26 protein-coding genes are annotated in these 25,270 nt (G+C 32.1%); 18 read left to right on the forward strand and 8 right to left on the reverse strand.

Annotated features, from left to right (window positions below):
- The first annotated feature begins 45 nt into the window (after positions 1 to 45).
- The 10 genes from Q4Q40_RS03220 to Q4Q40_RS03265 all read left to right on the forward strand — a co-directional run bounded on the left by Q4Q40_RS03220 (position 46) and on the right by Q4Q40_RS03265 (position 8,455).
- Positions 46 to 1,257 (forward strand): BaiN/RdsA family NAD(P)/FAD-dependent oxidoreductase, encoded by a 1,212-nt coding sequence (locus Q4Q40_RS03220; protein ID WP_303300251.1) that lies wholly within the window; start codon positions 46 to 48, stop codon positions 1,255 to 1,257.
- 204 nt (positions 1,258 to 1,461) lie between these two features.
- The gene (locus Q4Q40_RS03225; protein WP_303300252.1) at positions 1,462 to 1,632 is read left to right on the forward strand and encodes a hypothetical protein; all 171 of its coding nucleotides are present in this window, start codon (positions 1,462 to 1,464) and stop codon (positions 1,630 to 1,632) included.
- Between the two features lie 190 nt (positions 1,633 to 1,822).
- Positions 1,823 to 2,365: a DUF1697 domain-containing protein gene (locus Q4Q40_RS03230; RefSeq protein ID WP_303300253.1), complete on the forward strand. Its 543-nt coding sequence runs from the start codon at positions 1,823 to 1,825 to the stop codon at positions 2,363 to 2,365.
- 24 nt (positions 2,366 to 2,389) lie between these two features.
- Complete coding sequence (locus tag Q4Q40_RS03235) at positions 2,390 to 3,499, forward strand: diphosphomevalonate decarboxylase (protein WP_303300254.1); 1,110 nt, start codon at positions 2,390 to 2,392, stop codon at positions 3,497 to 3,499.
- 29 nt (positions 3,500 to 3,528) lie between these two features.
- Positions 3,529 to 4,458, forward strand: coding sequence for a mevalonate kinase family protein (locus Q4Q40_RS03240; protein ID WP_303300255.1), 930 nt, complete (start codon positions 3,529 to 3,531; stop codon positions 4,456 to 4,458).
- Positions 4,459 to 4,537: 79 nt separating this feature from the next.
- A complete protein-coding gene (locus Q4Q40_RS03245) occupies positions 4,538 to 5,440 on the forward strand; it encodes a geranylgeranylglycerol-phosphate geranylgeranyltransferase (protein WP_303300256.1) in 903 nt (300 codons plus the stop codon).
- Positions 5,440 to 6,390, forward strand: coding sequence for a carbon-nitrogen hydrolase family protein (locus Q4Q40_RS03250; protein WP_303300257.1), 951 nt, complete (start codon positions 5,440 to 5,442; stop codon positions 6,388 to 6,390). The genes Q4Q40_RS03245 and Q4Q40_RS03250 overlap by 1 nt, the downstream gene beginning before the upstream one ends.
- Positions 6,391 to 6,455: 65 nt before the next feature.
- Positions 6,456 to 7,301 carry a pseudouridine synthase gene (locus Q4Q40_RS03255; RefSeq protein WP_303300258.1) on the forward strand — a complete coding sequence of 282 codons (846 nt, stop codon included), beginning with the start codon at positions 6,456 to 6,458 and terminating at the stop codon, positions 7,299 to 7,301.
- A 617-nt stretch (positions 7,302 to 7,918) separates the two neighbouring features.
- Positions 7,919 to 8,197, forward strand: coding sequence for a hypothetical protein (locus tag Q4Q40_RS03260; RefSeq protein ID WP_303300259.1), 279 nt, complete (start codon positions 7,919 to 7,921; stop codon positions 8,195 to 8,197).
- A 33-nt stretch (positions 8,198 to 8,230) separates the two neighbouring features.
- Complete coding sequence (locus Q4Q40_RS03265) at positions 8,231 to 8,455, forward strand: hypothetical protein (protein ID WP_303300260.1); 225 nt, start codon at positions 8,231 to 8,233, stop codon at positions 8,453 to 8,455.
- Here Q4Q40_RS03265 and Q4Q40_RS03270 read toward each other — a convergent pair.
- Positions 8,441 to 9,859, reverse strand: coding sequence for an MptA/MptB family glycosyltransferase (locus tag Q4Q40_RS03270; protein WP_303300261.1), 1,419 nt, complete (start codon positions 9,857 to 9,859; stop codon positions 8,441 to 8,443). The two genes, Q4Q40_RS03265 and Q4Q40_RS03270, sit on opposite strands and share 15 nt — an antisense overlap.
- A gap of 246 nt (positions 9,860 to 10,105) precedes the next feature.
- Between Q4Q40_RS03270 and Q4Q40_RS03275 the strand changes: the two genes are divergently transcribed.
- Positions 10,106 to 10,630 carry a hypothetical protein gene (locus Q4Q40_RS03275; RefSeq protein WP_303300262.1) on the forward strand — a complete coding sequence of 175 codons (525 nt, stop codon included), beginning with the start codon at positions 10,106 to 10,108 and terminating at the stop codon, positions 10,628 to 10,630.
- A 156-nt stretch (positions 10,631 to 10,786) separates the two neighbouring features.
- Positions 10,787 to 11,494 carry a PmeII family type II restriction endonuclease gene (locus Q4Q40_RS03280; RefSeq protein ID WP_303300263.1) on the forward strand — a complete coding sequence of 236 codons (708 nt, stop codon included), beginning with the start codon at positions 10,787 to 10,789 and terminating at the stop codon, positions 11,492 to 11,494.
- A gap of 1 nt (position 11,495) precedes the next feature.
- Here Q4Q40_RS03280 and dcm read toward each other — a convergent pair whose 3' ends face one another.
- The 7 genes from dcm to Q4Q40_RS03315 form a co-directional block, all read right to left on the reverse strand.
- The gene (gene dcm / locus Q4Q40_RS03285) at positions 11,496 to 12,734 is read right to left on the reverse strand and encodes a DNA (cytosine-5-)-methyltransferase (protein ID WP_303300264.1); all 1,239 of its coding nucleotides are present in this window, start codon (positions 12,732 to 12,734) and stop codon (positions 11,496 to 11,498) included.
- A gap of 243 nt (positions 12,735 to 12,977) precedes the next feature.
- The gene (locus tag Q4Q40_RS03290) at positions 12,978 to 14,468 is read right to left on the reverse strand and encodes a cellulose synthase family protein (RefSeq protein WP_303300265.1); all 1,491 of its coding nucleotides are present in this window, start codon (positions 14,466 to 14,468) and stop codon (positions 12,978 to 12,980) included.
- Entirely contained in the window at positions 14,465 to 15,157 is a 693-nt protein-coding gene (locus tag Q4Q40_RS03295; protein ID WP_303300267.1) for a glycosyltransferase family 2 protein, read from the reverse strand. Before Q4Q40_RS03295 ends, Q4Q40_RS03290 begins: the two co-directional genes overlap by 4 nt.
- Entirely contained in the window at positions 15,154 to 15,711 is a 558-nt protein-coding gene (locus Q4Q40_RS03300) for a toxin-antitoxin system YwqK family antitoxin (protein ID WP_303300268.1), read from the reverse strand. The genes Q4Q40_RS03295 and Q4Q40_RS03300 overlap by 4 nt, the downstream gene beginning before the upstream one ends.
- A 100-nt stretch (positions 15,712 to 15,811) precedes the next feature.
- The gene (locus Q4Q40_RS03305) at positions 15,812 to 15,943 is read right to left on the reverse strand and encodes a hypothetical protein (RefSeq protein ID WP_303300269.1); all 132 of its coding nucleotides are present in this window, start codon (positions 15,941 to 15,943) and stop codon (positions 15,812 to 15,814) included.
- Between the two features lie 155 nt (positions 15,944 to 16,098).
- The gene (locus tag Q4Q40_RS03310) at positions 16,099 to 17,682 is read right to left on the reverse strand and encodes a 4Fe-4S binding protein (RefSeq protein ID WP_303300271.1); all 1,584 of its coding nucleotides are present in this window, start codon (positions 17,680 to 17,682) and stop codon (positions 16,099 to 16,101) included.
- A 51-nt stretch (positions 17,683 to 17,733) separates the two neighbouring features.
- Entirely contained in the window at positions 17,734 to 19,032 is a 1,299-nt protein-coding gene (locus Q4Q40_RS03315; protein ID WP_303300272.1) for an NAD(P)/FAD-dependent oxidoreductase, read from the reverse strand.
- 206 nt (positions 19,033 to 19,238) lie between these two features.
- Here Q4Q40_RS03315 and Q4Q40_RS03320 point away from each other — a divergent pair, with 206 nt between their 5' ends.
- Genes Q4Q40_RS03320 through Q4Q40_RS03345 form a run of 6 tightly spaced genes read left to right on the forward strand, consistent with a single transcriptional unit; the run spans position 19,239 to position 25,241 of the window.
- Positions 19,239 to 19,949 (forward strand): DUF547 domain-containing protein, encoded by a 711-nt coding sequence (locus Q4Q40_RS03320; RefSeq protein ID WP_303300274.1) that lies wholly within the window; start codon positions 19,239 to 19,241, stop codon positions 19,947 to 19,949.
- Positions 19,950 to 19,978: 29 nt separating this feature from the next.
- Positions 19,979 to 20,896, forward strand: a complete 918-nt coding sequence (locus Q4Q40_RS03325) for a hypothetical protein (protein ID WP_303300275.1) — start codon at positions 19,979 to 19,981, stop codon at positions 20,894 to 20,896.
- A gap of 39 nt (positions 20,897 to 20,935) precedes the next feature.
- A complete protein-coding gene (locus Q4Q40_RS03330) occupies positions 20,936 to 21,940 on the forward strand; it encodes a glycoside hydrolase family 113 (protein ID WP_303300276.1) in 1,005 nt (334 codons plus the stop codon).
- The gene (locus tag Q4Q40_RS03335) at positions 21,937 to 22,668 is read left to right on the forward strand and encodes a hypothetical protein (RefSeq protein ID WP_303300277.1); all 732 of its coding nucleotides are present in this window, start codon (positions 21,937 to 21,939) and stop codon (positions 22,666 to 22,668) included. Before Q4Q40_RS03330 ends, Q4Q40_RS03335 begins: the two co-directional genes overlap by 4 nt.
- Positions 22,665 to 23,942, forward strand: a complete 1,278-nt coding sequence (locus Q4Q40_RS03340) for a POTRA domain-containing protein (protein ID WP_303300278.1) — start codon at positions 22,665 to 22,667, stop codon at positions 23,940 to 23,942. Before Q4Q40_RS03335 ends, Q4Q40_RS03340 begins: the two co-directional genes overlap by 4 nt.
- 42 nt (positions 23,943 to 23,984) lie before the next feature.
- Complete coding sequence (locus tag Q4Q40_RS03345) at positions 23,985 to 25,241, forward strand: POTRA domain-containing protein (protein WP_303300280.1); 1,257 nt, start codon at positions 23,985 to 23,987, stop codon at positions 25,239 to 25,241.
- The last annotated feature ends 29 nt before the right edge of the window (positions 25,242 to 25,270 follow it).

Consider the following 25,270-nt stretch of genomic DNA (forward strand, 5'->3'; position numbering starts at 1 on the left):
GGCAGTCATCATTTATAGTGTTAAATTTACATCGTAATTTTTGATATGAAGGCATACGACGTTATTATTATTGGTGGTGGAGCTGCAGGTTTCTTTGCAGCTATTAATATAGCTGAACAAAATACGAATTTAAAAATAATTATTTTAGAACGCGGTAAGGAAGGGCTTCAGAAAGTAAAAATATCTGGAGGTGGACGTTGTAATGTAACCCATGCAGAATTTATACCTTCAGAATTAGTACAAAATTATCCAAGAGGAGAAAAAGAATTATTAGGTTCTTTTCATCAGTTTATGACAGGTGATACTATGGAATGGTTTGAAAAACGAGGTGTCGCATTAAAAATTGAGGAAGATGGTCGTATGTTTCCCGTATCAAACTCATCACAAACTATTATTGATTGCTTTCTAAGCGAGGCAGAAAAGCATGGTGTTGACGTGTTGTATAACCATTCGGTAAAATCTATTCAAAAGAAGCATGATTTATGGTTGTTAGAAACTAATCAAGGTGACTTTACTTCAAAAAAAATATTAATAGCAACAGGTAGTAATTCGAAAATTTGGGATTTATTGAAACATTTAGGACATACCGTTTCGCAACCAGTTCCTTCTCTTTTTACTTTCGATATTAAGGATACCCGAATCAAAGACATTCCTGGTGTTGTGGCTCAAAACGTAGCAATTAAAGTTGTTGATAGTTATTTAGAATCAGAAGGACCATTACTCATCACACATGTTGGTATGAGTGCGCCAGCAATTTTAAAACTTTCGGCTTTTGGCGCTTTAGAATTTGAAAAACGGGATTATAAATTTCAAATTAAAATCAATTTTATAAGACAATCTTTTGAAGACTGTTTACATGGTTTAAAAGCATTTAAACAAGATCTTGCTAAAAAAACGGTGTTTAAATTTACTCAATATGACTTGCCTAAAAGGTTATGGCAACAATTGGTATTGGCATCAAATATTTCAATATCTACTACTTGGGCAGATTTAAACAAACAACAATTGGAAGCTTTAGCATTACAATTAACGGATGCTGAATTTAAAGTTACTGGAAAAAGTACATTTAAAGAAGAATTTGTAACAGCAGGTGGTATCGATTTAAAAGAGGTTAATTTTAAAACTTTTGAAAGTAAGCTTCATAAAGACTTGTATTTTGCTGGTGAAATTTTAAATATAGATGCTATTACAGGTGGGTTTAATTTTCAGAATGCATGGACTGGTGCTTTTATTGCTGCAAGATCTATTGTTGATTAGAGACTAAAGACCTAAAAAATCTCAAGAACTATATCGGTCTATTTCATTAATTAAAGAATTTAGTTATTTGTATATATAATGTGTATATTTAATATTTATATCATTTGTTATGGGGAAAACAAAAAAGCTTATTGAGTTAGATGATAAAGCGAGATGAAGCAGGGGATTTAAAAACAACATCTGTTGCTGAGGTTTTAGCGAAATATGGAAGAAAATTATAGGTTTTCGGATGAAGCCAAGCAAGAACTTCATAGAGCATTATGCTATTTTAAGTTGATGTACAAAGATGATGTGTTTATGGATGACCTAATTAGTCAATTAAGACTCATTTTTTCTATGCCTACTGCATTTCAAATTAGGTATAAAAAGCGTTAGAATTCTTGGATTTAATAAATTCAATTACTCAATTCATTACAGAATTAAAGAGGATGGTGACATTGTAATCTATCACATACTTAACCATAAACAAGGCTTTTAAAACAAAAACATATATAGTATTTCACTTTTTATCTCTAATTAAATAGTGGGTTAAGGAGTTGTGCTTTTTAAATTTTTTAATAGATATATGAAAACATACATCGCACTTTTAAGAGGTATTAATGTTAGCGGACAAAAAAAAGTTCCAATGGCAGAATTACGAGAGTTACTCACTAACTCGGGATTAGAAAATGTACAAACCTATATTCAAAGTGGAAATGTGATTTTTAAGTCACCAGAAAAAGATGTTCAAAAATTAGAATTGAAAATACATGAAGCTATCAACACTCATTTTGGTTTTGAAGTGCCAATTCTTGTAAAAACACCAGAAGATTTACAGCAAATTTTTGATAATTGTCCATTTCCAGAAGAGGAAAAAATGAGCAGCTATTTTACGTTATTATATGCTATTCCTGATACTAACTTAATAAAGGAAGCTTCAAAGATATCTTACCCAAATGAAGTGTTTGTTATCACCGATGCGTGTATTTATTTTTATAGCTTTACAGGATATGGAAAGGCTAAATACAACAACAATTTTTTTGAGCGAAAATTAAAAACAACAGCAACTGCTAGAAATTATAAAACTATGGTAAAGTTGTTATCTTTGTCGGCTGATTCTAACGCATAGAAAAAAGCAACGAAATTTTAGTAGATGAAAGACGTACAATTTATTCCTAAACCCTATATAAATTATGTTGAAAGTGGAAGTTTTAGATGGTCATCGCCAAGTAACATTGCTTTGGTTAAATATTGGGGTAAAAAAGAACATCAGATTCCAGAGAATCCATCCGTTAGTTTTACACTAGATAACTGTAAAACAACCACGACATTGCATTTTTCTAAAAAAGAAAATAATGAAAAACTATCATTCGATGTTTTTTTAGATGGAGAAAAGAAAGACGATTTTAAACCAAAAATTGAAACTTTTTTCAAACGAATAGAAATCTATTTGCCATTTTTAAGAGATTACCATTTTAAAATTGAAACGTCTAATACCTTTCCACATAGTTCTGGTATTGCGTCTTCTGCGAGTGGTATGAGTGCTTTGGCTATGTGTTTAATGAGTATCGAAAAATTATTAATCGAATCTGATATCACCTTGAGCGAAGTCGAAAGGTCTTTAAACAATGATTTTTTCATTCAAAAAGCATCCTTTTTAGCGCGATTAGGTTCTGGAAGTGCTTGTAGAAGTCTTGAAGGTGATCTAGTAGTTTGGGGAAAACACGATGAGATTGATGGAAGTTCAGATTTATTTGGTGTCAAATATCCATTTGAAGTACATAACAATTTTAAAAATTACCAGGACACTATTTTATTAGTAGACAAAGGAGAAAAGCAGGTAAGCAGCACTGTTGGTCATAATTTAATGCATGGCCATCCATTTGCACAAGAACGTTTTAAACAAGCACATAAAAACCTATCTAGTTTAATAACCGTATTTAAAGAAGGTGATCTAGATGCATTTATAGAAATTGTTGAAAGTGAGGCGCTAACACTACATGCGATGATGATGACTAGTATGCCGTATTTTATTTTAATGAAACCAAATACCTTAGAAATAATAAATAAAATTTGGGCATTTAGACAAACAACAAACTCAAAAGTCTGTTTTACTTTAGATGCAGGTGCTAATGTGCATGTTTTATATCCAGAATGTGAATGTGAGAAAGTTTGCGAATTCATTAAGAATGAATTAGTTGCATTTTGCCAAAAAGGTGAGTATATTGACGATAAAATTGGATTTGGAGCGAAACAATTGTAATTTTGACAAACCAAATCAAAAGTAACTTTATGAAAGGACCTTTATTTTACTCAAAAATATTACTCTTCGGAGAATATGGAATCATTAAAGATTCCAAAGGATTATCCATACCTTATAACTTTTATAATGGTGCTTTAAAAACGGATAAAAACCCTTCAGAAACTGCTATTGAATCAAACGAAAGCTTAAAGCATTTTGTTGGCTATTTAGAAGATATTGATTCTAAATTAGTAACGTTTGATATTGCATTATTAAAACAACACGTCAATGCTGGTATGTATTTCGATTCTTCTATCCCACAAGGTTATGGTGTTGGAAGTAGTGGCGCTTTAGTTGCTGCTATTTACGATAAATATGCTCAGGATAAAATCACAGTTTTAGAAAATTTAACTCGTGAGAAGCTGTTAAAATTAAAAGCTATTTTTTCAGCAATGGAATCTTTTTTTCATGGTAAATCTTCCGGTTTAGATCCTTTAAATAGTTATTTAAGCATTCCAATTCTTATCAATTCCAAAGATAATATCGAAGCTACAGGAATTCCTTCACAAAAGAATGAAGGTAAAAATGCTGTGTTTTTATTAGATAGTGGCATTATTGGAGAAACAGCTCCTATGGTGCGTATCTTTATGGAAAATATGAAGCAAGAAGGTTTTCGTAGGATGATTAAAAATCAATTTGTTAAACATACCGATGCTTGTGTCGATGATTTTTTGAAAGGAGACATCAAATCGTTATTTAAGAATACAAAGAGTTTGTCGAAAGTTGTTTTAAACCATTTTAAACCTATGATTCCTCAACAGTTTCATGAGCTTTGGAAAAAAGGTATTGAAACAAACGAATATTATCTAAAGCTTTGCGGCTCTGGAGGTGGTGGTTATATTCTCGGATTTACAGAAGATATCGATAAAGCAAAGCAATCACTTAGCAGCTATAAATTAGAAGTCGTTTATAACTTCTAAACTTCACTTATCACTCTGAACTCTTTCTTGCACTAAGTCTAGTCGGGATGTGTTTCAGGATTTCAATAATAAGTTTTTTATGTTAAACAGAAGGCAGAAACATATTTTACTCAAGTTTTTTAGCTTATTTTCTGTTGTAAGAGGTTATAATGTTTTAATTATTGTTATAGCGCAATATCTAACGTCTGTCTATATTTTGGCAAATAATAAACCGTTGAAACAGGTCGTTTTCGATCTTAATTTATTTATGATTGTTTTAGCTTCAGCGTTAACTATAGCAGGAGGTTATATTATAAATAATTTTTACGATTCGGAGAAAGATTTAATCAATAGACCCATTAAATCCAGATTAGACAGGTTAGTCAGTCAGAACACAAAACTCTCTTTTTACTTTGTTTTAAATTTCTTAGCAGCAGTTATGGCCAGCTATGTTTCTTTTAAAGCAGTTGTGTTCTTTTCTATTTATATTTTTGGTATTTGGTTTTATTCTCATAAATTAAAAAAGCAACCATTTATAGGGAACCTAACATCAGCGATATTAACCATTACGCCATTTTTTGCCATATTTATGTACTATAAAAATTTCGAAACGGTCATTTTTGTACATGCTATGTTTTTATTTTTAATTATTTCTATGCGAGAACTCACTAAAGATCTGGAAAATATAAAAGGCGATCTGGCGCAAAATTATAAAACCATTCCAATTACTTATGGTGAAAAAGCTTCTAAGTTGATGTTAACCATTTTATCTGTTTTAACCTTAATTCCAACGTATTTGTTGTTGTTTAAGTTTGAAGTAGGACATATGTATCTATATTTTTACCTAAGTACATTGTTGCTGCTTGGGTTTTTGGTGTTGCTTTGGAGGTCTAAAACGAAAACACACTATCTTATTCTCCATAATGTGTTAAAGTTTATTATTGTGCTTGGCGTTTTTAGTATTTTGTTGATTGATATTACAATCGTTTTAAATAGAATTTAATGGATCATATACTTAAAGTCGCACTTGCTCAGATCTCACCCGTATGGTTGAATAAAACAGACACCTTAAAAAAAGTTGAACAGTCCATTATAGATGCTTCTCAAGAAGCTGTCGAATTAATTGTTTTTGGAGAAGGTTTAGTGCCAGGTTACCCGTTTTGGTTAGCGTTAACAGACGGCGCAGAATGGAATAAAACAGTCAATAAAGAATTGCATGCGCATTATGTATCTCATGCTATTTGTATTGAAAAAGGAGATTTAGCATCCATTTGCGAACTATCAAAGAAATACAAAATGGCTGTTTATTTAGGTATTATAGAACGTCCACTGGATAGAGGCGGGCATAGTGTATATGCTTCTTTAGTATATATAGACCAAAAGGGAAATATTAGATCGGTACATAGAAAGTTACAACCAACATATGATGAGCGTTTAACGTGGTCTTCTGGAGATGGTAACGGTTTGCAGGTGCATCCGTTAAAACAATTTACCGTAGGCGGATTAAATTGTTGGGAAAATTGGATGCCATTGCCAAGGGCGGCCTTATATGGTTTGGGTGAAGATTTACATATTGCTGTATGGCCAGGGAGCGACCATAATACAAAAGACATTACGCGTTTTATAGCACGAGAATCGCGTTCGTTTGTTATATCTGTATCTAGTTTAATGACTAAAGAAGATTTCCCTAAAGAGACGCCACATTTAGAACGGATATTAGAAAAAGCTCCAGATATCTTAGCAAATGGAGGTAGCTGTATAGCTGGTCCAGATGGCGAGTGGATTGTTGAACCCGTTTTGAATAAAGAAGGTTTGATTATACAAACGATTGATTTTAATAGAGTATTAGAAGAACGTCAAAATTTTGATTCCGTTGGACATTATTCAAGACCCGATGTTACTAAGCTTAGTGTTAATAGAGAGCGCCAATCTACAGTTGAGTTTAAAGACTGAAACAAATTGGCATTCTTAAATCGTCAATCATAAATTTAACTATATCTTTGCAAAAAATTAGAGTAATGAGTAAGCAACAAGGAGGACAGAGAAAAGGAAAGACTTCATTTGGAGGTTCTAAAAAAGACTTCAAGAAAAGTTTTACGAAAGGAAATGCTCCTTTTAAAAAGAGCGAGCCTCAGCAAAATAAAAAACCATCTAATCCTAATGAGATTAGATTAAACAAATATGTCGCTAATTCGGGAATTTGCTCTCGAAGAGAGGCCGATGTTCATATTGCTACTGGATTGGTTTCTGTAAATGGAAAAGTGATCGTAGAAATGGGGTACAAAGTTAAAATAGGAGATGAGGTTCGTTATGATGGTGCGCGTATTAATCCAGAAAAGAAAGCTTATGTCTTGCTTAATAAGCCAAAAGGATTTGCTACCACAACCAGTGAAGGTAAAGGAAGAACAGTTATGGATTTAGTTGCCAATGCAACAACTTCCAGAATAAAACCTATTGGACGTTTAGGTAGAAATTCTAAAGGATTATTATTATTCACTAATGATGATGCTGTAGTAGATAAATTTATAAACTCCAAAAATGGGGTGTCTCGTTTATTTCATATAGAACTAAATAAAAATTTAAAGCTGGAAGACTTAAAAAAAATACAAGCGGGCTTTAAAGTAGAAGGAAAGTTAATAGCTGTTGAAGAAATTAGTTATATTGATGGCGCTTCAAAAAAAGAAATAGGTCTTAAAATTAAAAATACAGGAAACTCCATCATTCGTACTATCTTCGATTATTTAAAATATGAAATCGAGAATTTAGATTGTGTTGGCATTGGTCATCTTACCAAAAAGGATATTCCTCGCGGATCATGGAAACATCTTACAGAGCAGGAATTAAACACCCTTAAAATGCTTTAATAAGTTTTAAGAAACTGCTTAAATTTTATCCATTAGTTTATTGGTTTCAACTGTAGTTAAAACTATGTGCTTTAGTGCTTTTAGCTTCTAAAAATTTTAGACACGAATTTCACGAATTCACACGAATTCAGTTTTACCATATTTCACGAAGCAGACTTTCAGTCTGTCAAAAGGAACCTATGGACTTCCAGTCCATCATGGTTTAGTTTCCCTTTGTTGGGGACTTAATACACCCAAACTAATTCCAAAAATAAAACTTAAACAGTTTCTAAAAAAAGTAAAAAAATAATTTTAAAAAAACATTAAATTAAATTTTTTATATTTCATTTGTATTAGCAATTAGCTGATCATTATGATATGTTTTTATATGTTCGGGCTTTTGAGAAACAGGAAGTCAAATTCAAAAGCAGCTTATATATTAAGTAACCGAATTTTAGAGCTAACTTCCATATATTCCAAAATATCTACTCAGTATAGGTATAGATTTATGCAACCCATAGGTAAGCAAATACTTTCAAATAAAATTTATTTATTTAATATTTGTATAAATAAAATTCAGAAATTTATTTGTATCTTAACACTGCCAAGTGTATTAAAACTTAACCAATTTTAAGAAAATGAAACGAATTATTGTAGATTATGAAAAGCTTGACAAAGATATTTTAAATCTTTTAGTCGAAAAATTTCCAGATGGATATGATGATAAAGACATCATTTCGTTTAGAAATGCACACAACGATTTAATTGAAGCTGTTGAAGTAAAAACTGAAGATACGATCTATTTAGTGAAAGTAGGAACGTATTTAGCAAAAGCTATGGCGGATTTTGGAGATGAAGAAGATTCTGGTAGTACAAATGCTACAGTACCAGATGCTAATTTTGAAGAAGAAGAGTAAGATGATGGTTCAAATTAAAAAATCTTACTAGTTATGAGTACAGCAATTTTTAAACAATACCAAGACGGTTATTATACGTTTCTGTTTGATGATGGTGTGCAGTTGGACTTCGAAGAAATTCACCCTAAAGCACTTTATCATTACGATTTAAAAAATGATAGTTCCTATATCGGAAAGTCCTTTGAGTTATTGTTTATAGAAGCGTTTGACGATAGAGATCAAGCCATTTATAGAATACAACGTTTAAAGCTTGTTTGAGGACGTTGTCTTTTTTATGAAAACTTCCCATATAAATACGCCATAAACAATAGCGTACTCTAAACCAATAATCCAAAGGTTTTCAGACTTGTCTGCCTTATTAAGGTTTATATATGCTAAATAACTTAGTATAATAACAAAACTCCAAACCAGCGGAAATTTATACTTTGTAAATACAGATAGTATTAAAAGGGTTGCCACGTACCATGGATGTACAGTGGTGGCTGTGAAGTAATAAAAAGATAATGCCAATAGCATAGCGGTAAAAAGTTCAACAGTTGTTTTGTTTTTTCTGAAAAACGTGATGATTAAAATAAAAAGAACAACAATAATAGGCGTTATTTTACCAATAATGGCAATTTCGTTATAGCCTCTAAATAAGTATCCAATTTCTCTAGCGACGTAATAAATACTAGCATTAAACTCAAAATTCTGAAACCACAAGGCGACTGTTTGGGCATAATTATTTATAAATTCGGAAGCATAAAAAGGAGCGAATAATAATAGGGTTGTTACCAGAATAATGGCGTAAAATGATATCAATTTTGTCATTTTGTGCCATAGCGAAACATCTTTTTTGTTATCCTGAATTCCAGTATTGAGCGAAGTCGAAGTAAACCACTGAAAAAACAAGGGTAAAAATATCAATGGAATTAACTTAACAGAAATGGATAATGCTAAAACAACCGCAGCCCATTGCCATTTACCAACGTATAATAAATACAAACTCCAAATAAGAAAAAATATCATAACCCCTTCAAAGTGTAGGTTTCCTGTGAGTTCAATAATTATAAACGGATTTAAGATATACCAAAAGATATTATGAGCAGGAATATTGAGTTTTTCAAGCAACTTTTTACCAAAATAAAGGGTGCCAAAATCGGCAGCAATAATAAGTAAACGTAATCCAATAACAGAGCTAAGTATGCTTTGTCCAGGAAAAAGATTAGCTAGTACAAAACAGAATTGATTTATAGGTGGATAGTTGGTAAAGTGACTAGCGTTGAGAGGTCCCATACCTTCATATAATTCCATTTGATTTGGAAAACCTGATAGAATCCCTAAACCCATTTGAAAATCTGGAGTAGTTAGGTAAGGATTAAGCCCTATTAGTGTTATTTGCCCATCCCAAATAAAACGATAAAAATCTTGTGATAAGTTAGGTATGGCGAATATAAAGACCGCTCGAAACCCAAAAGCGATCCATGTTAAAAGCGATACATTATGTTTTAGAATTTGAACCAGTTTATAAAATAGAAAAAACAAAATAGCATATAGCATAATAAGCTTTGTGTAGTCTGTTCTAACTAAATTGTATGCAAAGGCTGTGTAAAATATAAAACAGGATACAGTTAGTAATAATGGTATTCTGTTTAGTTTAAAGAAGGCTGAGTTTAAAAGCATGTATCAAATATAATATTATTTGTTGGTCGGTTTAGAAATGTATTTGCTTACATGCGACATATAAACCTGAGTTCGATGTAAGGAAAATGAGGTTGTTTATGCTGGTAAAGTGAATTTTAGATATCTGAAACATATTCAAATCTATTAGTTTCAAGCTAAAAACCAATAAGCATACCATTAAATGCTCCCATAGAGGGGAATGGAGCAGGAGATAGTCATGTTATTTCTGTAGATGTAGAAAACGGTATGTTATATGAGTTATACAACACGTCCCAGGTCGGTGCTGGTTTTGAAGCATCTTCGGCAGCTGTATATAATTTGAATACCATAGCGTTTAGACCAGATGGCTGGACTTCGGCAGATGCAGCAGGTTTGCCTATATTTCCATTATTAGTAAGATATCCAGAGGTAGAAAAAGGAGTGATAGACTACCCAATACGTTTTACGGTAAGCAGAAGTAAAATATATGAAGGTTATGTGCATCCCGCAAGACATCTTGTTTCTGGAAATACAGAAGATGAATTAATGCCTTTTGGTGGTAGATTAAGACTTAAAGCTGATTTCGATATCAGTAGTTTTTCTGAAACCAATCAAATTATTTTTACTGCTATGAAAACATATGGATTGATGCTCGCCGATGTGGGATCTGATATGTTTATAACAGGTGCACCTCATGAAAAATGGGATAATGATGATCTTAAAAAATTAAAAGAAGTCACCTTAGATAATTTTGAGGTTATTGAATTGGGAGAGATTACTTTGAATGATTGATTTTTTAATATTTTATTAAGTTTACTGATACTTTTATGTCTTTTTCTACATAGACTGTTTAATAATAACTGTGGCTTTAGATACAGCGTTAGTGATAATTGACTAACTCGTTAAATATGGCAAGTTTTATTACCTTAGCAACAAGAAATATAGCTAATGGATAATAAACAGAGGAAACAAATAATAGAAAACGCAAAAGCTTTTTTTCGCGAAGAGATTGTTCAAAATCATATTGACGGAGCTTGTAAAAGAGCCAGTACACTTTCCGAATATAATATAAATCCATTCTTATTTAAATATCTAGCTAATTTTTTAACAGGGAATGACAAACCAGAAAGTATTGCTAGAGCTCTTGTGCTTCCAAGGGTTTTAGGATCTTCAATCAATACATCATTTGGAATGAAGATTCAAAATTTAATTAGTTCATTATTCAAAGGTTTAGGCTCTACGACGCAAGGAATTGATATTGAATTTGTAGATGTGACTGATGGTAGAAAAAAATATTGTCAGCTAAAAGCTGGGCCTAATACAATAAATTACGATGATGTTACTACAATAATAAATCATTTTAATGGTGTTAGAAATCTGGCAAGAACTAACAATTTAAATGTAGGAATAAATGATATGATTGTTGGTGTTGTATATGGAGAAGAATCGGAACTTAGCTCCCACTATAAAAAAATTAGAAATTCATACCCAGTAATAATTGGGCAAGATTTCTGGTACAGACTTACTGGTAAAGATGATTTTTATTTTGAATTGATAGATGCAATAGGTGAAGTTGCATTAGAAGTTGATGCTAGTAAAGTTGTTGAAAATACGATAACTACATTGGCTAAAGAAATCGAATTAAAATACAAATAAACTAATCTTGATTGACAGAATACTTATTCAAAAAATTAATAATTGAATATCCAATTTCTTGACCTAAGTTAACAGGAACAGCGTTTCCTATTTGTTTGTATTGTTGAGCCGTTGATCCTGAGAACTTCCATTCATCTGGAAAAGTTTGAATCCTAGCATATTCTCTTACTGTAAACGGTCGTGTTTCATCAGGGTGACATCTCTCGGTTTGTTTTTGAGCAGGACTACAAGTAAGTGTTAAGCAAGGTTCATCCCAACCAATTCTACGAGCCATCCCTGTTTTTCCGCCTCCTAAATAAAAACTTCCGCCCATATATTCTTTTTGCAAATCTAAAGGTAAATCTCTCCAATATCCTTTTTGTGGAATTAAATCAAGTATCTCTTTTTTATATTGTGGATACTTTGCTCCTTCAGATTTTGGGACATTTTTCTTAAATAATTCTCCTTTTTTCAGAGCATCTTTTAAGTTATAAACTTTATTATGTGGTTTGGGGTACTCATACTTAATGCTAATATCTTTTCTTACACCAACCAAAATCAATCTTTCTCTTTTTTGTGGGACTTTATAGTTTATTGCTTTAAGTACTTTTACTGGAACAATATTATACCCGATTTCATCTAATATTGATATCATTCCTTCAAGAGTTTTTCCTTTCTCATGACTTAATAGTCCTCGAACATTCTCTCCTATACAAATTGGTGGGTTGACCTCTTTGACAACTCTTGCAAATTCATAAAATAAAGTTCCTCTAGCATCATTTAACCCTAACTTTTTACCAGCATAACTAAATGCTTGACAAGGGAATCCACCTGTTACAACATCTACAGAATCTCGATATTTAGAAAAATTAAATTCTTTTATATCACCTTCTAAAACATTCCAATGTGGTCGATTGATTCTTAAAGTTTGGCAAGCCCATTTGTCTATTTCATTTAAAGCGACGCATTTTAAACCTGATTTTTCCATTCCTACAGCTAGTCCTCCTGCTCCAGCAAATAATTCAAGTACAGAATAGTCTCGGAGCGGTTCAATAAAATTAGAAACCGTATCTTCAATTTCTTTATTGAATAAATTACCTAATAAAACCTGAACGTCATTTTTCCGATAGACACGGTAATTTGACACAGGTTCTCTAACAGCATTTAATATACCTTCATTATCCCAGCGTCTAAGCGTTTCTTTACTTTTTCCAATAATCTCTGCTGCTTCAGCTAGTGATAAAAAATCTTTCATAACCAAGTTGTTAAACCTTATACAAGGGTTACAAATTTAAGAGGAAAATTGGAACTGACAAATTAAATATTAAAAAAGAATGAACCTTTAACAATGACCATTGTTACTACAAATTTTGAACTTGAATTTTGAACAATCCTTTAATCAAGAGATTATTATCTTTTTATTTCGTATTAACTCTACAAAATGTCTTTTCTGTAGTAATGATAAGAACCCCTTTTCGGCTTCATTTAGAATAAATACACACTTTTAAACCTTAGAAGTTAGCGATTTAATAAACACATAACCAAAGCCTAAAAACAGCATAAGGTGAAAAGGGAAAAGCCCGAAATCACCACCTTGATCACCTACAATAAAAGCACTATACATTCCAAAAGCAAAGTAAGCCATAAGGAGTCCTTCGAAAATAACATGTGCCGATACTGTCTTTTTTACATACTTGTTCGTTTTCCAACTGTCTTTTAAGGTGCTGATATTAAATTTTGGTGTGCGTATAAACTCACTCTTTTTACCTAAGTGACCTTCTAAAACTGCAATAGAATTGTGCAATGAAAAGCCCATGGCTATTGAGAAAAAAACAAAGAACATGCCTATGTATCCTATAAAGTTTTTTATACCGCCACCATAAATGTTCTTATACATGATCCAATAACAAACAAAAAATATCACGGTGCTTAACACAAAAAAGCTCATCACATAAAAGTAGGCTTTTAAATGAGCGTATTCATTTTTTATATATAACATAGGAATACTAAGAACAGCTACTATTAAGATGTTTAAAAACATGGTGCTATTAAGTAAATGCAATAGTCCGTGTACTTTTGTTTTAGCTGAGATATTTTGATTTTTTAAAACCTTCCACATCATTTTTCTAAAGTTTTCTGCTCCTCCTTTGTTCCATCTAAATTGTTGCGAACGTGCTGCACTTATAACCACAGGAAGTTCGGCAGGTGTTTCTACATCTTCTAGGTATTTGAATTTCCAGTTTTTAAGTTGGGCGCGGTAGCTTAAATCAAGGTCTTCGGTTAGCGTATCGCCTTCCCAATTGCCTGCGTCAATAATACATTCTTTACGCCATACCCCAGCAGTTCCATTAAAATTGATGAAATGTCCTTTACTGTTTCTTCCTACCTGCTCTAATGTGAAATGTGCATCTAAAGCAAAGGCTTGAATTTTTGTAAGGATAGAATAGTTTCGGTTAATATGTCCCCAACGGGTTTGTACAACACCTATGTTCTCATCTTTAAAATAAAGAATAGTGCGCTTTAACCAGTCTTTTTTAGGAAGGAAATCGGAATCGAAAATGGCAATAAATTCGCCTTTGGCAACTTCTAAACCTTCTTTAAGTGCACCAGCTTTAAAACCACTACGATCGGTTCTGGTGATATGTTTAATATCTAATCCAGTCGTTTTTAAGCGTTCTATTTGTTGGTATGTGGTTTCGACAGTTTCGTCGGTGGAATCATCTAAAACCTGTATCTCTAATTTGTTTTTAGGATAATCCATTTCTGCAATGTTATCCAGTAACCGTTCCATAACATACATTTCGTTATAAACAGGTAGTTGTATCGTTACATATGGAATTTCATCTGGATTTGTAAAATCAAATTTTGAACAGTTATCACCCTTTTTTTGAGCACTTATGTAATTAAAAAGTAGATTTAATTGTGCTAATGCATATAAGAATATAAGCAAAAGTGCAATGGTGTATATTACTATAATAATAGTTTGAGGAATCATTTTTTAATACTGTATTTAAAAATCCAACCTAAAATTTTTATACCTGCAAATATAGCACCTTTTATGGTACCTGAAACTTTTGAAACACCTATTCTGTTTCTATAGTTAACGGGGATTTCGGTGTATGTAAATTTTTGTTTTAATGCTTTTAATTGCATTTCTACAGTCCAGCCATAGGTTTTGTCTTCCATATTAAGGGCTAATAATTTATCATATTTAATGGCTCTAAAAGGACCTAAGTCTGTAAATTTTGCACGAAAAAACAATGTCATTAAGGTGGTTGCCAACCAGTTTCCAAAAATTTGAGGTACCGTCATGGCACCTTGTTCTCTAAGTCGCTTTACACGAGTGCCAATTACAAAATCTACATGATCATTTATAATGGGATGGACTATTTTGGTTAGTTCTTCTGGGTAATCGCTATAATCGCCATCTAGAAACACAATAATGTCTGGTTTGTTTTCTTGACTTGCAATATAATCCATTCCTTTTAAACAAGCATAACCATATCCTTTATTCGTTTCTGTTAAAACGGTAGCACCTGCTTTTTTTGCATTTATTTCAGTAGCATCAGTTGAGTTGTTACTTACTACGATAACTTCATCAACATGAGCGGGAATATCATTAATAACGTGGGTAATTGATTCTGCTTCGTTATAAGCAGGTATAATAACTTTTATATGAGTCATTTAAGATCAGATAGTTTATTTTCTTTCCAAAAGGACTTGTAATCTGTCCATTCTTTAATTTTTTTGCCAGCTTTATATTTTCTTGCTGAAACCAATTTTTCGTTTTTATACATTAAACAATAGCCGTTTTTCAGATTGTCTTTTAACTGACATTTATGATTAATTTTTTCCTTATCGTCATAAAACAACCACCAATTATTTTTTTTACCTCTAATAAAATGACCTTCTGATTCTTTCTGACCATTTTCGATGTAAAAATACCAATATTTTATAGGTTTGTCTTCGTGAAAATGACCTTCTTTCTCAATACGACCGTTTGGATGATAGAATGTCCAGTATTTTACTTTTTGATTGTTATTTATCCAGCCTTCAGATTTTATGTTGCCATTGTTGTAATATGTTTTTTTATATGATTTTTGGGCAGAAACTGATAAAGTGAAAAAGATAATCACAAACAAAGCAAAAAAAGGACAATTTTTTGAAAAGCCATTTAAAAAAAATGCTTCGACAAGCTCTGGATGACGATATTGTTTTAATTTTTCTTTTCGCTTCAATTTTATTAATTTAAAAATAACTATTCTTTATTTATTTAAGTAAATAATGTAATGTCTGTTCGAGGCTATCTATATGGCATATAATTTTTAGGCAGCTCAATTAAATCTTTACCATTTTATTAATTAATACTTTTTGTTTTTGCTGAGACCATCCTTTAATTCTAATTATTTCTGTTAAATTTAGTAAGCCAGAAATGCCACTTAAGTTCAATTGGTCGTCTTGAGTATGCATAACTATCTTTTCTATAGCTAGATTTATGTCGATTAATTTTTCTTTCTAAATTATTTGTTATTCTGTGTAATAGAGTCTACTTAAGCGCAGCAGGGTATATACGTAATAAAACTTCAAATAGCTCATGCTTCACTTAGTACAGACTCGGTAGATGACTATTTCTTATTAACCAGATCCATTAGATTGACATCGTTACCAAGTAAAATTTCGGTTGGGTTAATACGACCTTCCATAGAACCGTTCTCTAATTTTAAAACACCTCTTGGGCAAACCGCAGAACAAACACCACAGCCCACACAACTTGATCGTACAATATTTTCACCCTTTTGGGCGTATGCTCTCACATCGATCCCCATTTCGCAATGTGTAGAACAGTTTCCGCAGGAAATACATTGTCCGCCATTGGTTGTGATTCTAAATTTAGAGAACATACGTTGTTGAAATCCTAATATAGCGGCCATTGGACATCCAAATCGACACCAAGATCTGTTTCCTAAAATAGGATAAAATCCAGTCCCAATAACTCCTGAGAATATAGAGCCAATATAAAAACCATAGGCAGATCTAAGAGAACCAGCCTTTATAAGGAAAACTTCATCAGTACTTCCTGTAAAGTGCATGGCTAATAAAGCTGCGATAACCACAAAATAACCAATGGCACCATATTTTGCATCTTTACCTAATTCATTGCGTTTAAAATACATGATTATAACAAAGACAAGTGTTAAAAAGGCGATTACTAAACCAATAAACAAACCTTTAGTTAACCAGAAATTGTTGCTATCGTAACCTAAATAAGTGTATACCATAGCCGTTGTCATAATCACAGAAAACACTAAAACAGTATGTATCAACCAACGTTCTAGTTTCCATGCCGACATTTTTTTAGATGATAATTGTCTAAATGAATCTCCTGCAGTTTCTGCTAATCCGCCACAACCACAAACCCAAGAACAGTACCAACGTTTTCCATATTTATACGTTAAAATAGGAGTAATGACGAATATGGAGATAATTCCAAAAACGATCAATGCTAAACCAATATTTCCATTAGAGAGGAACCCTTTTACAGACCATTCATCAAAAATATAATAATTTAATGGCCACACGCTTTTTAGATCGTAGTAAGGCAATCCTGAATTCATTCTATACATAAATTCTGGAATTAAGAACGCAAAGGCTAATTGAAAAAACATAACAGAACCAGTACGAATTTGTTCGTAACGGTTATGGCGATATTTCTTTATGAATTTATAACCAAAGGCTAAAATAGCTATGGTATATAGGGTACCATATACAAACCATTGGCTAGCATTTCTACCGCTTAGCAATTGACTTAATGGATCGAAAACAGAAATCAATCCTGTATTAGCGGCTCCATCTTTTCCCAAACCTAGAAATTGAGGGTAGAAATAAAGCACAATATAAAAGGACGTTAAGATAACACCTGTGATCCAACCTAAAACACCACGCGATGAGATTGATCCAAACCAAATACCATCGTTTTTAATACCTTTACTTTTTCCTGAGTACAAGGCATGTGTATACAGCACAATACCTACAGAAATTAATCCTAAAGCTACGGTTAATGTAATGGCTTTATTGGGTAATTGGATATTTAAAAATGCCAAGACCAATATAAAAAGTCCTAAAACCCCCAAGCCAGTGGCAACCTTTTGCTTTGTTGAGATCCCATTAGGATCTGCTAAAGACATACTTTGATTTAATTTATTACTCATGGTTAATTTTTTTATTTAAACTGTCTATTTTTTAAGATAAGACAGGTCTTTTTATACTGTTTCTAGTTGTTTATTATATGCAAAAAGGATGTCTTTTTCGAAATGTTTAAAGAATTCTGGATCGAAATTAGCTTCAGGTAGATGATTCATCACATGATCCACATCGCGTCCTTCAGTTAACCAACGATCAAAGACTTCATGTCTCATGCGTATTCCGAAGGTGTTAATCCCTAAGAATTTATTGTTTGTTGTATCATAACATACCGTTATACATTTAGTGTCATCTTCATGCTTCCAATGGAAGTGCCCCTCATTGTCTCTAGGTTTAGCAAATACCCAACCATAGGTTTGATATTCAATATCCATAAATTTGGCTGAGTTAAACCAGTGCCCTGGTTTATATTGAATGCGGTTGCCACAGATGGTTTGCGCTACGGTTTCTCCCATCATACGTCCTGTATACCAAACGGCTTCAATAGGTCTGCGCTGATCAATACCTTCATGTTGTTCGGCACAATCACCAATCGCATATACGTTTGGAACATTGGTTTCTAAAAAAGGATTCACTTTTACACCACGACCAATCTCTATTCCAGACTCTTTTATAAAATCAACATTGGGCGATACACCCGCAGTAAGCCCAACAACATTGCATTCGATTTCTTCTCCAGTTTCGGGAATAACAACCGATTTTACTTTCCCATTTGCATCCGCTTTTATTTCTTTTAAATTAACGCCTAATCGTAAGTCTATACCATGCCTTAAGATCTCCCTATTAATCATGGCAGATTCTCCTTCGGGTAAAACACCATTCCAGAAACTAGTTTCACGAACTAAAAACGTAACAGGAATATGACGAGAATGTAACATTTCGGCAAGCTCAATACCAATTAATCCACCACCAACTATGACAGCTCTTTTACAAACCTTATTATTAGGAGCATATTTTTCAAGATTTTCTAAATCTTGTTTGTGATACATGCCCATAACACCATCTAAATCTTGACCTGGCCATCCAAATTTATTGGGCTTACTTCCTGTTGCAATAATGAGTTTGTCATATTGTAAAGAATCACCTTCTGCAAAGTGCAGTGTTTTGCTTTTAGTTTCAATATGTTTAACATACCCTTTTTTAAGGTCAATCCTATTCTTTTCCCAAAACCATTTTTCGTAAGGTTGGGTATGCTCAAATGTCATATGTCCCATATATACATACATAAGTGCTGTACGCGAAAAGAAATAATCTGTTTCTGCCGATACAATAGTAATTTGGTTGTCTGATAATTTACGGATATGTCTCGCGGCAGTAACGCCCGAAATTCCATTTCCTATAATAACAATGTGTTTCATGTTTTGCTAGTTATGATGTATTAGGTCGTAGCTAAAGATAATAACTTATCTTAGACTTGTTAATTTAGAATTGTTTTAAATTGAATTCTGAATGTAAGGATCAGAATTTTTACAAGACGCAAAAAAAAACTTTTTTAAGAGTGTAAGTTAGCTAACATTTTGTTCGACTTAGGTGTAGTTACTTTGCAATCAATAAAACAAAAACAATGAAGAAATATATAATAGTTATAATAACCTTGTTCGCTTTTAAAAGCTTTTCTCAAGATGTGAATTTGTTTTTTAATAAGGCGGATGCCTTTTTTAAAGCGAATGTTGCAGGTGGAAAAGTGGCGTATTCAAAAATTAATTCTAATAAAGGAGCTCTTAATGATGTTTTAAAATTAGCAGAAACCATTTCAGTTTCAAAAGATGATGCTAAGAATTATCAAGCATTTTGGATTAATGCTTATAACCTGTCAGTAATAAAAGGTATTATAGATCACTATCCGACAAAATCTCCTTTAGATCATGCTGGTTTTTTTGATAAAACAACGCATAGTTTAGGAGGCAAAAAAATCACGTTAAATGCTATTGAGCATGAACTATTAAGAGCCCAATTTAATGATGCCCGTTTTCATTTCGTATTGGTATGTGGTGCTTTGGGATGTCCGCCTTTAATCAATAAAGCTTACTTACCAAGCACATTAAATTCTCAGATGGATACGCAAACAAAAAAAGCATTAAATGGTAGCTTTTTAAAGGTGAATACTAAAAAGAAGCGTGTACAAGCATCACAAATAATGACGTGGTATAAAGAAGATTTTATTATGAAAGGTAAAACGGAAATAGACTTTATTAATAAATATAGGACAGAAAAAATACCTGATAATTTCAAACTAAGTTACTTTCCTTATGACTGGAATTTAAATAAGCAATAAAACTACTAATAAATCAAAGATAAAATAAAATGAAAAAAATAATAACACTATTCGTTATAACTGTGATATCGTTTTCTGGTTTTTCACAAGAAGAAGATGAAAATCAAGGAAAAAGTAATATTCAAACGTATACCCCTTCAAAGTTATTGAAGAAAGGGCAATGGGATATTAAATGGTTTAATAATTTATATACGGAAACAAAAGCTGCTAACGGTAGTGGTGATGTAACTAAAAATCTAGATAGACAAACTTTCTTTACTTCTACTTTAGATATTTTTACAGGAGTATCAGAAAACAGTAAATTTAATATTGGGCTTTTGTTAGAGTTTCGTTCTAATGTAATTGGAGATAGAGCCGCTCTAGATGTATTTTCTTTTGATGGAGAAAGAGGTACAGCACGTTCGGGATTAACATCATTTGCTCCTGCAATAAAATTTAATCCATTTAAGAATGTATCAAATTTTACTATTCAAACAGCAATTCATATACCTTTAGTTAATAACGAAACAGAAGACGGTGTATTTTTTGACCAAAAAAGTTATATTTTTCAAAACCGTTTTTTCTACGACTATACATTCCCAAGTGGAGATTGGCAACTCTTCACAGAGTTAAACTCGGAGTTTAGTTTTGGTAAAGAAGATAGTTACACCCCAGATTTTTTAACATCTGTAGAAGGTGGTTTTGCAAATAACAGTTTACGTTTAACGCCAGGAGTGTTTTTAAGTTATTTTCCAAGTCAGAAGTTCACTATTCTAGGATTAGTGCAACATTCTCAATTGATAGATTTGGGTAATGATTTTTCACAAGATTTTACTGCTGTTGGAGGCGGTGCCAAATATCAATTAAGCAAAGTATTAAATATAGAGACTCTATATACCAATTTTGTAAGAGGTACAGATACAGGGCTTGGGCAAACATTTAACATTGGTTTAAGAGCTCTGTTTTAATGATTAAAGTAAATTAGGAGTTTAATTATTATTTTGCTTATGAAAAGATTCAAACTCCTAATTATATTATTTGGCCTTTCTATTCAATCTTGTAATACGCAGGCTGAAAAAGTTAATGGTGTTAGTTTTGTAGCTTCTCGTGAAGCAATTAACGACAATCATGTTAGTCCAGTTGTTAGTGTAAATGCAAATTATGCAGCAATTATGCCTTTTGGGTTTATTAGAGATTTAACACAACCAGAAGTTGCATTCAATACAAGAAAGCAATGGCATGGTGAGACTAGAGCAGGCGCAAAACAGTATATTCAAGAACTTCGTAAAAAGAAGATTAAAATCATGCTAAAACCTCAAATTTGGGTTTGGCGTGGTAAATTTACGGGGTATATAGAGATGAAAAGCGAAGCCGATTGGAAGACCTTAGAGGTATCGTATTCAAAATTTATTTTAGAATATGCAGAACTGGCTAGAGATGTAAATGCTGATATTTTTTGTATTGGAACCGAATTAGAAAAGTTTATTGATAACAGACCTGATTATTGGTTTAAACTAATAGATGAGATAAAACAGATTTATAAGGGGAAATTAACTTATGCTGCCAATTGGGATGAATTTAAACGAACCCCTTTTTGGAGTTTATTAGATTTTATTGGAGTGGATGCTTATTTTCCTGTGAGTCCTAGTAAAACACCAACAGTTGAAGAATGTTTAACAGGTTGGACGGAACATAAAAAAGTGATTAATGCGATATCTGAAAAACATAAAAAACCTATTCTGTTTACAGAGTTTGGATATAGAAGTGTTGACTATTCAGGAAAGGAACCTTGGAAAAGTGATAGGAGTATGGTACAAGTTAATCTAGAAGCACAAACGAATACTACAAAAGCACTATTTGAGACGTTTTGGAAAGAAGATTGGTTTGCTGGTGGATTTGTTTGGAAATGGTTTCACAACCATAATAAATCTGGAGGTGAAAATAATTCACAATTTACACCACAAAATAAACCTGTAGAAGATTTAATAAGAGCACAGTATAACTTGAAATGAATAAAATAAAATACATATCTATTCTTTTAGTATTATTAATTTCTTGTTCAGAAGATAACGATGATGTATTGCAAACGCTACAAACCTATACGCAAGGAGAAAAAATTGAAATGGGAGCTGTTATTGCTTGTACGGCAAGTGATAAAGATTCTGGAGCTATATTAACTTTTTATTATCCTGAAGAAGGCGCTTCAGATGTTAGATATTATGAAACAGATAATGTAGAAGTTAAAAATGATGATTTTTCTAATTATACCAGAGTTTTACTAAATAGTGAACCTGTTTTTAATGGTTATTTAGGGCGGTTTACTCAAAACGCTTCCAATGAGAAATGGATTATTGTTACGTTTAAATTAGATGGTGAGATAAAAATTTCTAACCCCATTCGGTCTAAACAAATTACAAAACCAACAGTTTGGAATGATGAGGTTATAATAGATCAATCGCAATCTGGAATGCCAATTTTTACATGGCAAAATAATGCTTTTGGAGATAATGCTATTTATTTCCAGGTGGTTTCAGATGAGCAAGGCAATCTGCTTTCAGGAACGTATACTTACGAAAATCAATTTCAATATTATAATACATCAAATGTCGTTTTAAATATAACTACAGAAACAGCACCAGTACTTTCTATTGGGGAACCCTATAATTTTACATTAATGGATGTTAGTGAAGATAATTGGGTGAATTTAGTTATTCTCAACAAAAATTTTATAGCACAGTGAAAAAGCTACTATTAATAGCTTCGATGTGTTTTTTGGAGTTTTCGTATGCGCAAAGCCATATAATATCTCAAATTAATATAGAAGGTAATAAAAGAACTAAAACGTCATTCTTAAAAAGATTAGCTTTTGTTAAAGAAGGAACTGTTATAGATTCTACTAAGATAGCTTCAGATATAAGGCGCTTAAAATTGTTACCATCAGTTGCAAATGCCAACTATAAGATTGAATTTATAGATAAAGGAACAAGTCGCTTAACTTATATTATTGAAGAGAATTTTGCTATTATACCTGGTTTAAATATAGCAACAGATAATAACGGGGAGTTTGCTTTTAGAACGTCAATATTCGATTTTAATTTTTTAGGCAGAAATCAAATTATTGGCGGTTTCTATAGTAGGGATGTGTTTGATTCGTATGGTGCTTTTTGGGAGGCTCCAAACTTATTTACACGTAAATTAGGAATAGGTGTAAATTATCAAAACTTAATATCTCAAGAACCTGTTTTTTTTGAAAACGGAGATGATATAGATTATAGATTTGCTAATAAAGCATTTGAAATTAAACTTCAGTATGAACCAAATTTTCATAATCGTTTGGAATTAGGTTTAAGTATAGGTTCGGAAGATTATGAGTTTTTACAAAGCAATACCAATTTACCAACAGGAGTTCCTGCGAAACTTAAGGCAACTAAAATAGCTGTTATTGGTGAATATGAATATAACAATATTGATATACACTACCAATATCAAAATGGGTTTAGAAGTATTCTAACATATAGATTAGTAACAGGTTCTAGCGGAGAAAACGATCTTTTAAAAAACTTTTTTATCGGTCGAAATGATTTTGAATATTTTAAAAGAATAGGAGATAAAGGAAATTGGGCAAATAGATTGCGCTTAGCTTATGCGTCTAATGATGATAGTCCTTTTGCGCCTTTTGCGGTAGATAATCAATTAAACATTAGAGGTGTTGGTAATACAATCGATAGAGGAACTGCATCCATTGTTATCAATACGGAGTATAGACATACATTATATGAAAGAGGCTGGTTTGTATTGCAAAGTAATGCTTTTATTGATGCAGGATCTTGGCGAAACCCTGGGGGGTATTTAGGCGAATTATTTGATGGAAGTACTGTTAAATTTTATCCAGGTCTGGGTATTAGATTTATTCATAAAAGAATTTTTAATGCAGTATTTAGGTTAGATTATGGTTATGACGTAGGAAATAATGCAACCAATGGGATTGTTTTTGGTATAGGACAATACTTTTAATTAAAAAAAATTACTTTTGATACATAGTTAATTAAGCACTTAATGTTAAGAAAAACGATTATTTTTTTATTGCTTTCTACTACTTTGTATAGTTATACACAGGAAAAAATTGTCCATGATTTAAAAGTTCAAGGGAATAAAAAATTAAAAGCCTCATTTATAAAAAAAATAGCGACTATAAGAGCGGGGAGTGTTTTGGATTCAGTGGTAATTGAACAAGATATTTTACGCTTAAAACGCTTGCCTTCGGTATCGCATGCCTATTATCAAGTATTTCCTTCTGAAGATAATCAATATAACGTATTTTATAATATTGAAGAAAATTTTACACTCATTCCATCCTTAAGTATTTATACCACAAATGATGACGAATTTGCATATAGAGCAGGATTTCATGAATTCAATTTACTGGGAAGGAACATGATTTTTGGAGGCTTTTACCAGCATGATATTTATAGTTCTTACGCTATAAATTTTAGAGCTCCCTATTTATTTTCAAATAAGCTTGGATTGGCTGTAAACCATCAAGACTTAACAACCCAAGAGCCCGTTTTTTTTGAAGGCGAAACGGCTAATTATAAATATAGAAATAAGTCGTTTGAGGTTTTAGGCTTGTACGAACTTAATTTTAAAAATCGATTAGAACTAGGGTTGAACTATTTTGTAGAAGACTATAAATTTAAAGGAGAAAACGTTAATAATAGACCAGAATTGAATGTACATAAATGGCTGGTAAAAGGGATTTATGAATATAATAACTTAGACTATTTCTATCAATATATATCTGGATTTAGAAGTCAGTTTAATTTTCAATATGTGACATCTACTGATGGTATGTTACCCGATTTTTTTATTGGTTGGAACGATTTCTTTTATTTTAAGCGCCTAGGGGAAAAAGGCAATTGGGCTTCCAGATTAAGAATGGGTTTATCGACTAATGATAAGACACCCTTTGCGCCTTTTTCTGTAGATAATAATTTAAATGTAAGAGGTGTTGGTAACACGATTGATAGAGGTACAGGTGTTGTTGTACTTAATACTGAATACCGCCATACTTTATATGAAAAAGACTGGTTTGTTTTGCAAGGAAACGCTTTTGTAGATAGTGGTACATGGCGAAACCCAGGCGGTGATTTTGACGATTTTGGTAAAATAAAAAATGTTAAGATATATCCAGGTTTAGGACTTCGCTTTATTCATAAAAAAATATATAATGCCACATTCAGAATTGATTATGGTCATGGTATTACTAAAAATGCTACCAAAGGTTTTGTATTTGGTATTGGACAATATTTTTAATCTAAAAGAATTCCCCCTAGACTCTGCCT

The sequence above is a fragment of the Flavivirga jejuensis genome (assembly GCF_030540765.1).
GTDB lineage: Bacteria > Bacteroidota > Bacteroidia > Flavobacteriales > Flavobacteriaceae > Flavivirga > Flavivirga jejuensis.

Excerpts from the sequence above, each read along its gene's own strand:
- Q4Q40_RS03220 (WP_303300251.1), top strand. The coding sequence starts at position 46 with ATGAAGGCATACGACGTTATTATTATTGGTGGTGGAGCTGCAGGTTTC.
- Q4Q40_RS03225 (WP_303300252.1), top strand. The coding sequence starts at position 1,462 with ATGGAAGAAAATTATAGGTTTTCGGATGAAGCCAAGCAAGAACTTCAT.
- Q4Q40_RS03230 (WP_303300253.1), top strand. The coding sequence starts at position 1,823 with ATGAAAACATACATCGCACTTTTAAGAGGTATTAATGTTAGCGGACAA.
- Q4Q40_RS03235 (WP_303300254.1), top strand. The coding sequence starts at position 2,390 with ATGAAAGACGTACAATTTATTCCTAAACCCTATATAAATTATGTTGAA.
- Q4Q40_RS03240 (WP_303300255.1), top strand. The coding sequence starts at position 3,529 with ATGAAAGGACCTTTATTTTACTCAAAAATATTACTCTTCGGAGAATAT.
- Q4Q40_RS03245 (WP_303300256.1), top strand. The coding sequence starts at position 4,538 with ATGTTAAACAGAAGGCAGAAACATATTTTACTCAAGTTTTTTAGCTTA.
- Q4Q40_RS03250 (WP_303300257.1), top strand. The coding sequence starts at position 5,440 with ATGGATCATATACTTAAAGTCGCACTTGCTCAGATCTCACCCGTATGG.
- Q4Q40_RS03255 (WP_303300258.1), top strand. The coding sequence starts at position 6,456 with ATGAGTAAGCAACAAGGAGGACAGAGAAAAGGAAAGACTTCATTTGGA.
- Q4Q40_RS03260 (WP_303300259.1), top strand. The coding sequence starts at position 7,919 with ATGAAACGAATTATTGTAGATTATGAAAAGCTTGACAAAGATATTTTA.
- Q4Q40_RS03265 (WP_303300260.1), top strand. The coding sequence starts at position 8,231 with ATGAGTACAGCAATTTTTAAACAATACCAAGACGGTTATTATACGTTT.
- Q4Q40_RS03270 (WP_303300261.1), bottom strand. The coding sequence starts at position 9,859 with ATGCTTTTAAACTCAGCCTTCTTTAAACTAAACAGAATACCATTATTA.
- Q4Q40_RS03275 (WP_303300262.1), top strand. The coding sequence starts at position 10,106 with ATGTTATATGAGTTATACAACACGTCCCAGGTCGGTGCTGGTTTTGAA.
- Q4Q40_RS03280 (WP_303300263.1), top strand. The coding sequence starts at position 10,787 with ATGGATAATAAACAGAGGAAACAAATAATAGAAAACGCAAAAGCTTTT.
- Q4Q40_RS03290 (WP_303300265.1), bottom strand. The coding sequence starts at position 14,468 with ATGATTCCTCAAACTATTATTATAGTAATATACACCATTGCACTTTTG.
- Q4Q40_RS03295 (WP_303300267.1), bottom strand. The coding sequence starts at position 15,157 with ATGACTCATATAAAAGTTATTATACCTGCTTATAACGAAGCAGAATCA.
- Q4Q40_RS03305 (WP_303300269.1), bottom strand. The coding sequence starts at position 15,943 with ATGCATACTCAAGACGACCAATTGAACTTAAGTGGCATTTCTGGCTTA.
- Q4Q40_RS03310 (WP_303300271.1), bottom strand. The coding sequence starts at position 17,682 with ATGAGTAATAAATTAAATCAAAGTATGTCTTTAGCAGATCCTAATGGG.
- Q4Q40_RS03315 (WP_303300272.1), bottom strand. The coding sequence starts at position 19,032 with ATGAAACACATTGTTATTATAGGAAATGGAATTTCGGGCGTTACTGCC.
- Q4Q40_RS03320 (WP_303300274.1), top strand. The coding sequence starts at position 19,239 with ATGAAGAAATATATAATAGTTATAATAACCTTGTTCGCTTTTAAAAGC.
- Q4Q40_RS03325 (WP_303300275.1), top strand. The coding sequence starts at position 19,979 with ATGAAAAAAATAATAACACTATTCGTTATAACTGTGATATCGTTTTCT.
- Q4Q40_RS03330 (WP_303300276.1), top strand. The coding sequence starts at position 20,936 with ATGAAAAGATTCAAACTCCTAATTATATTATTTGGCCTTTCTATTCAA.
- Q4Q40_RS03335 (WP_303300277.1), top strand. The coding sequence starts at position 21,937 with ATGAATAAAATAAAATACATATCTATTCTTTTAGTATTATTAATTTCT.
- Q4Q40_RS03345 (WP_303300280.1), top strand. The coding sequence starts at position 23,985 with ATGTTAAGAAAAACGATTATTTTTTTATTGCTTTCTACTACTTTGTAT.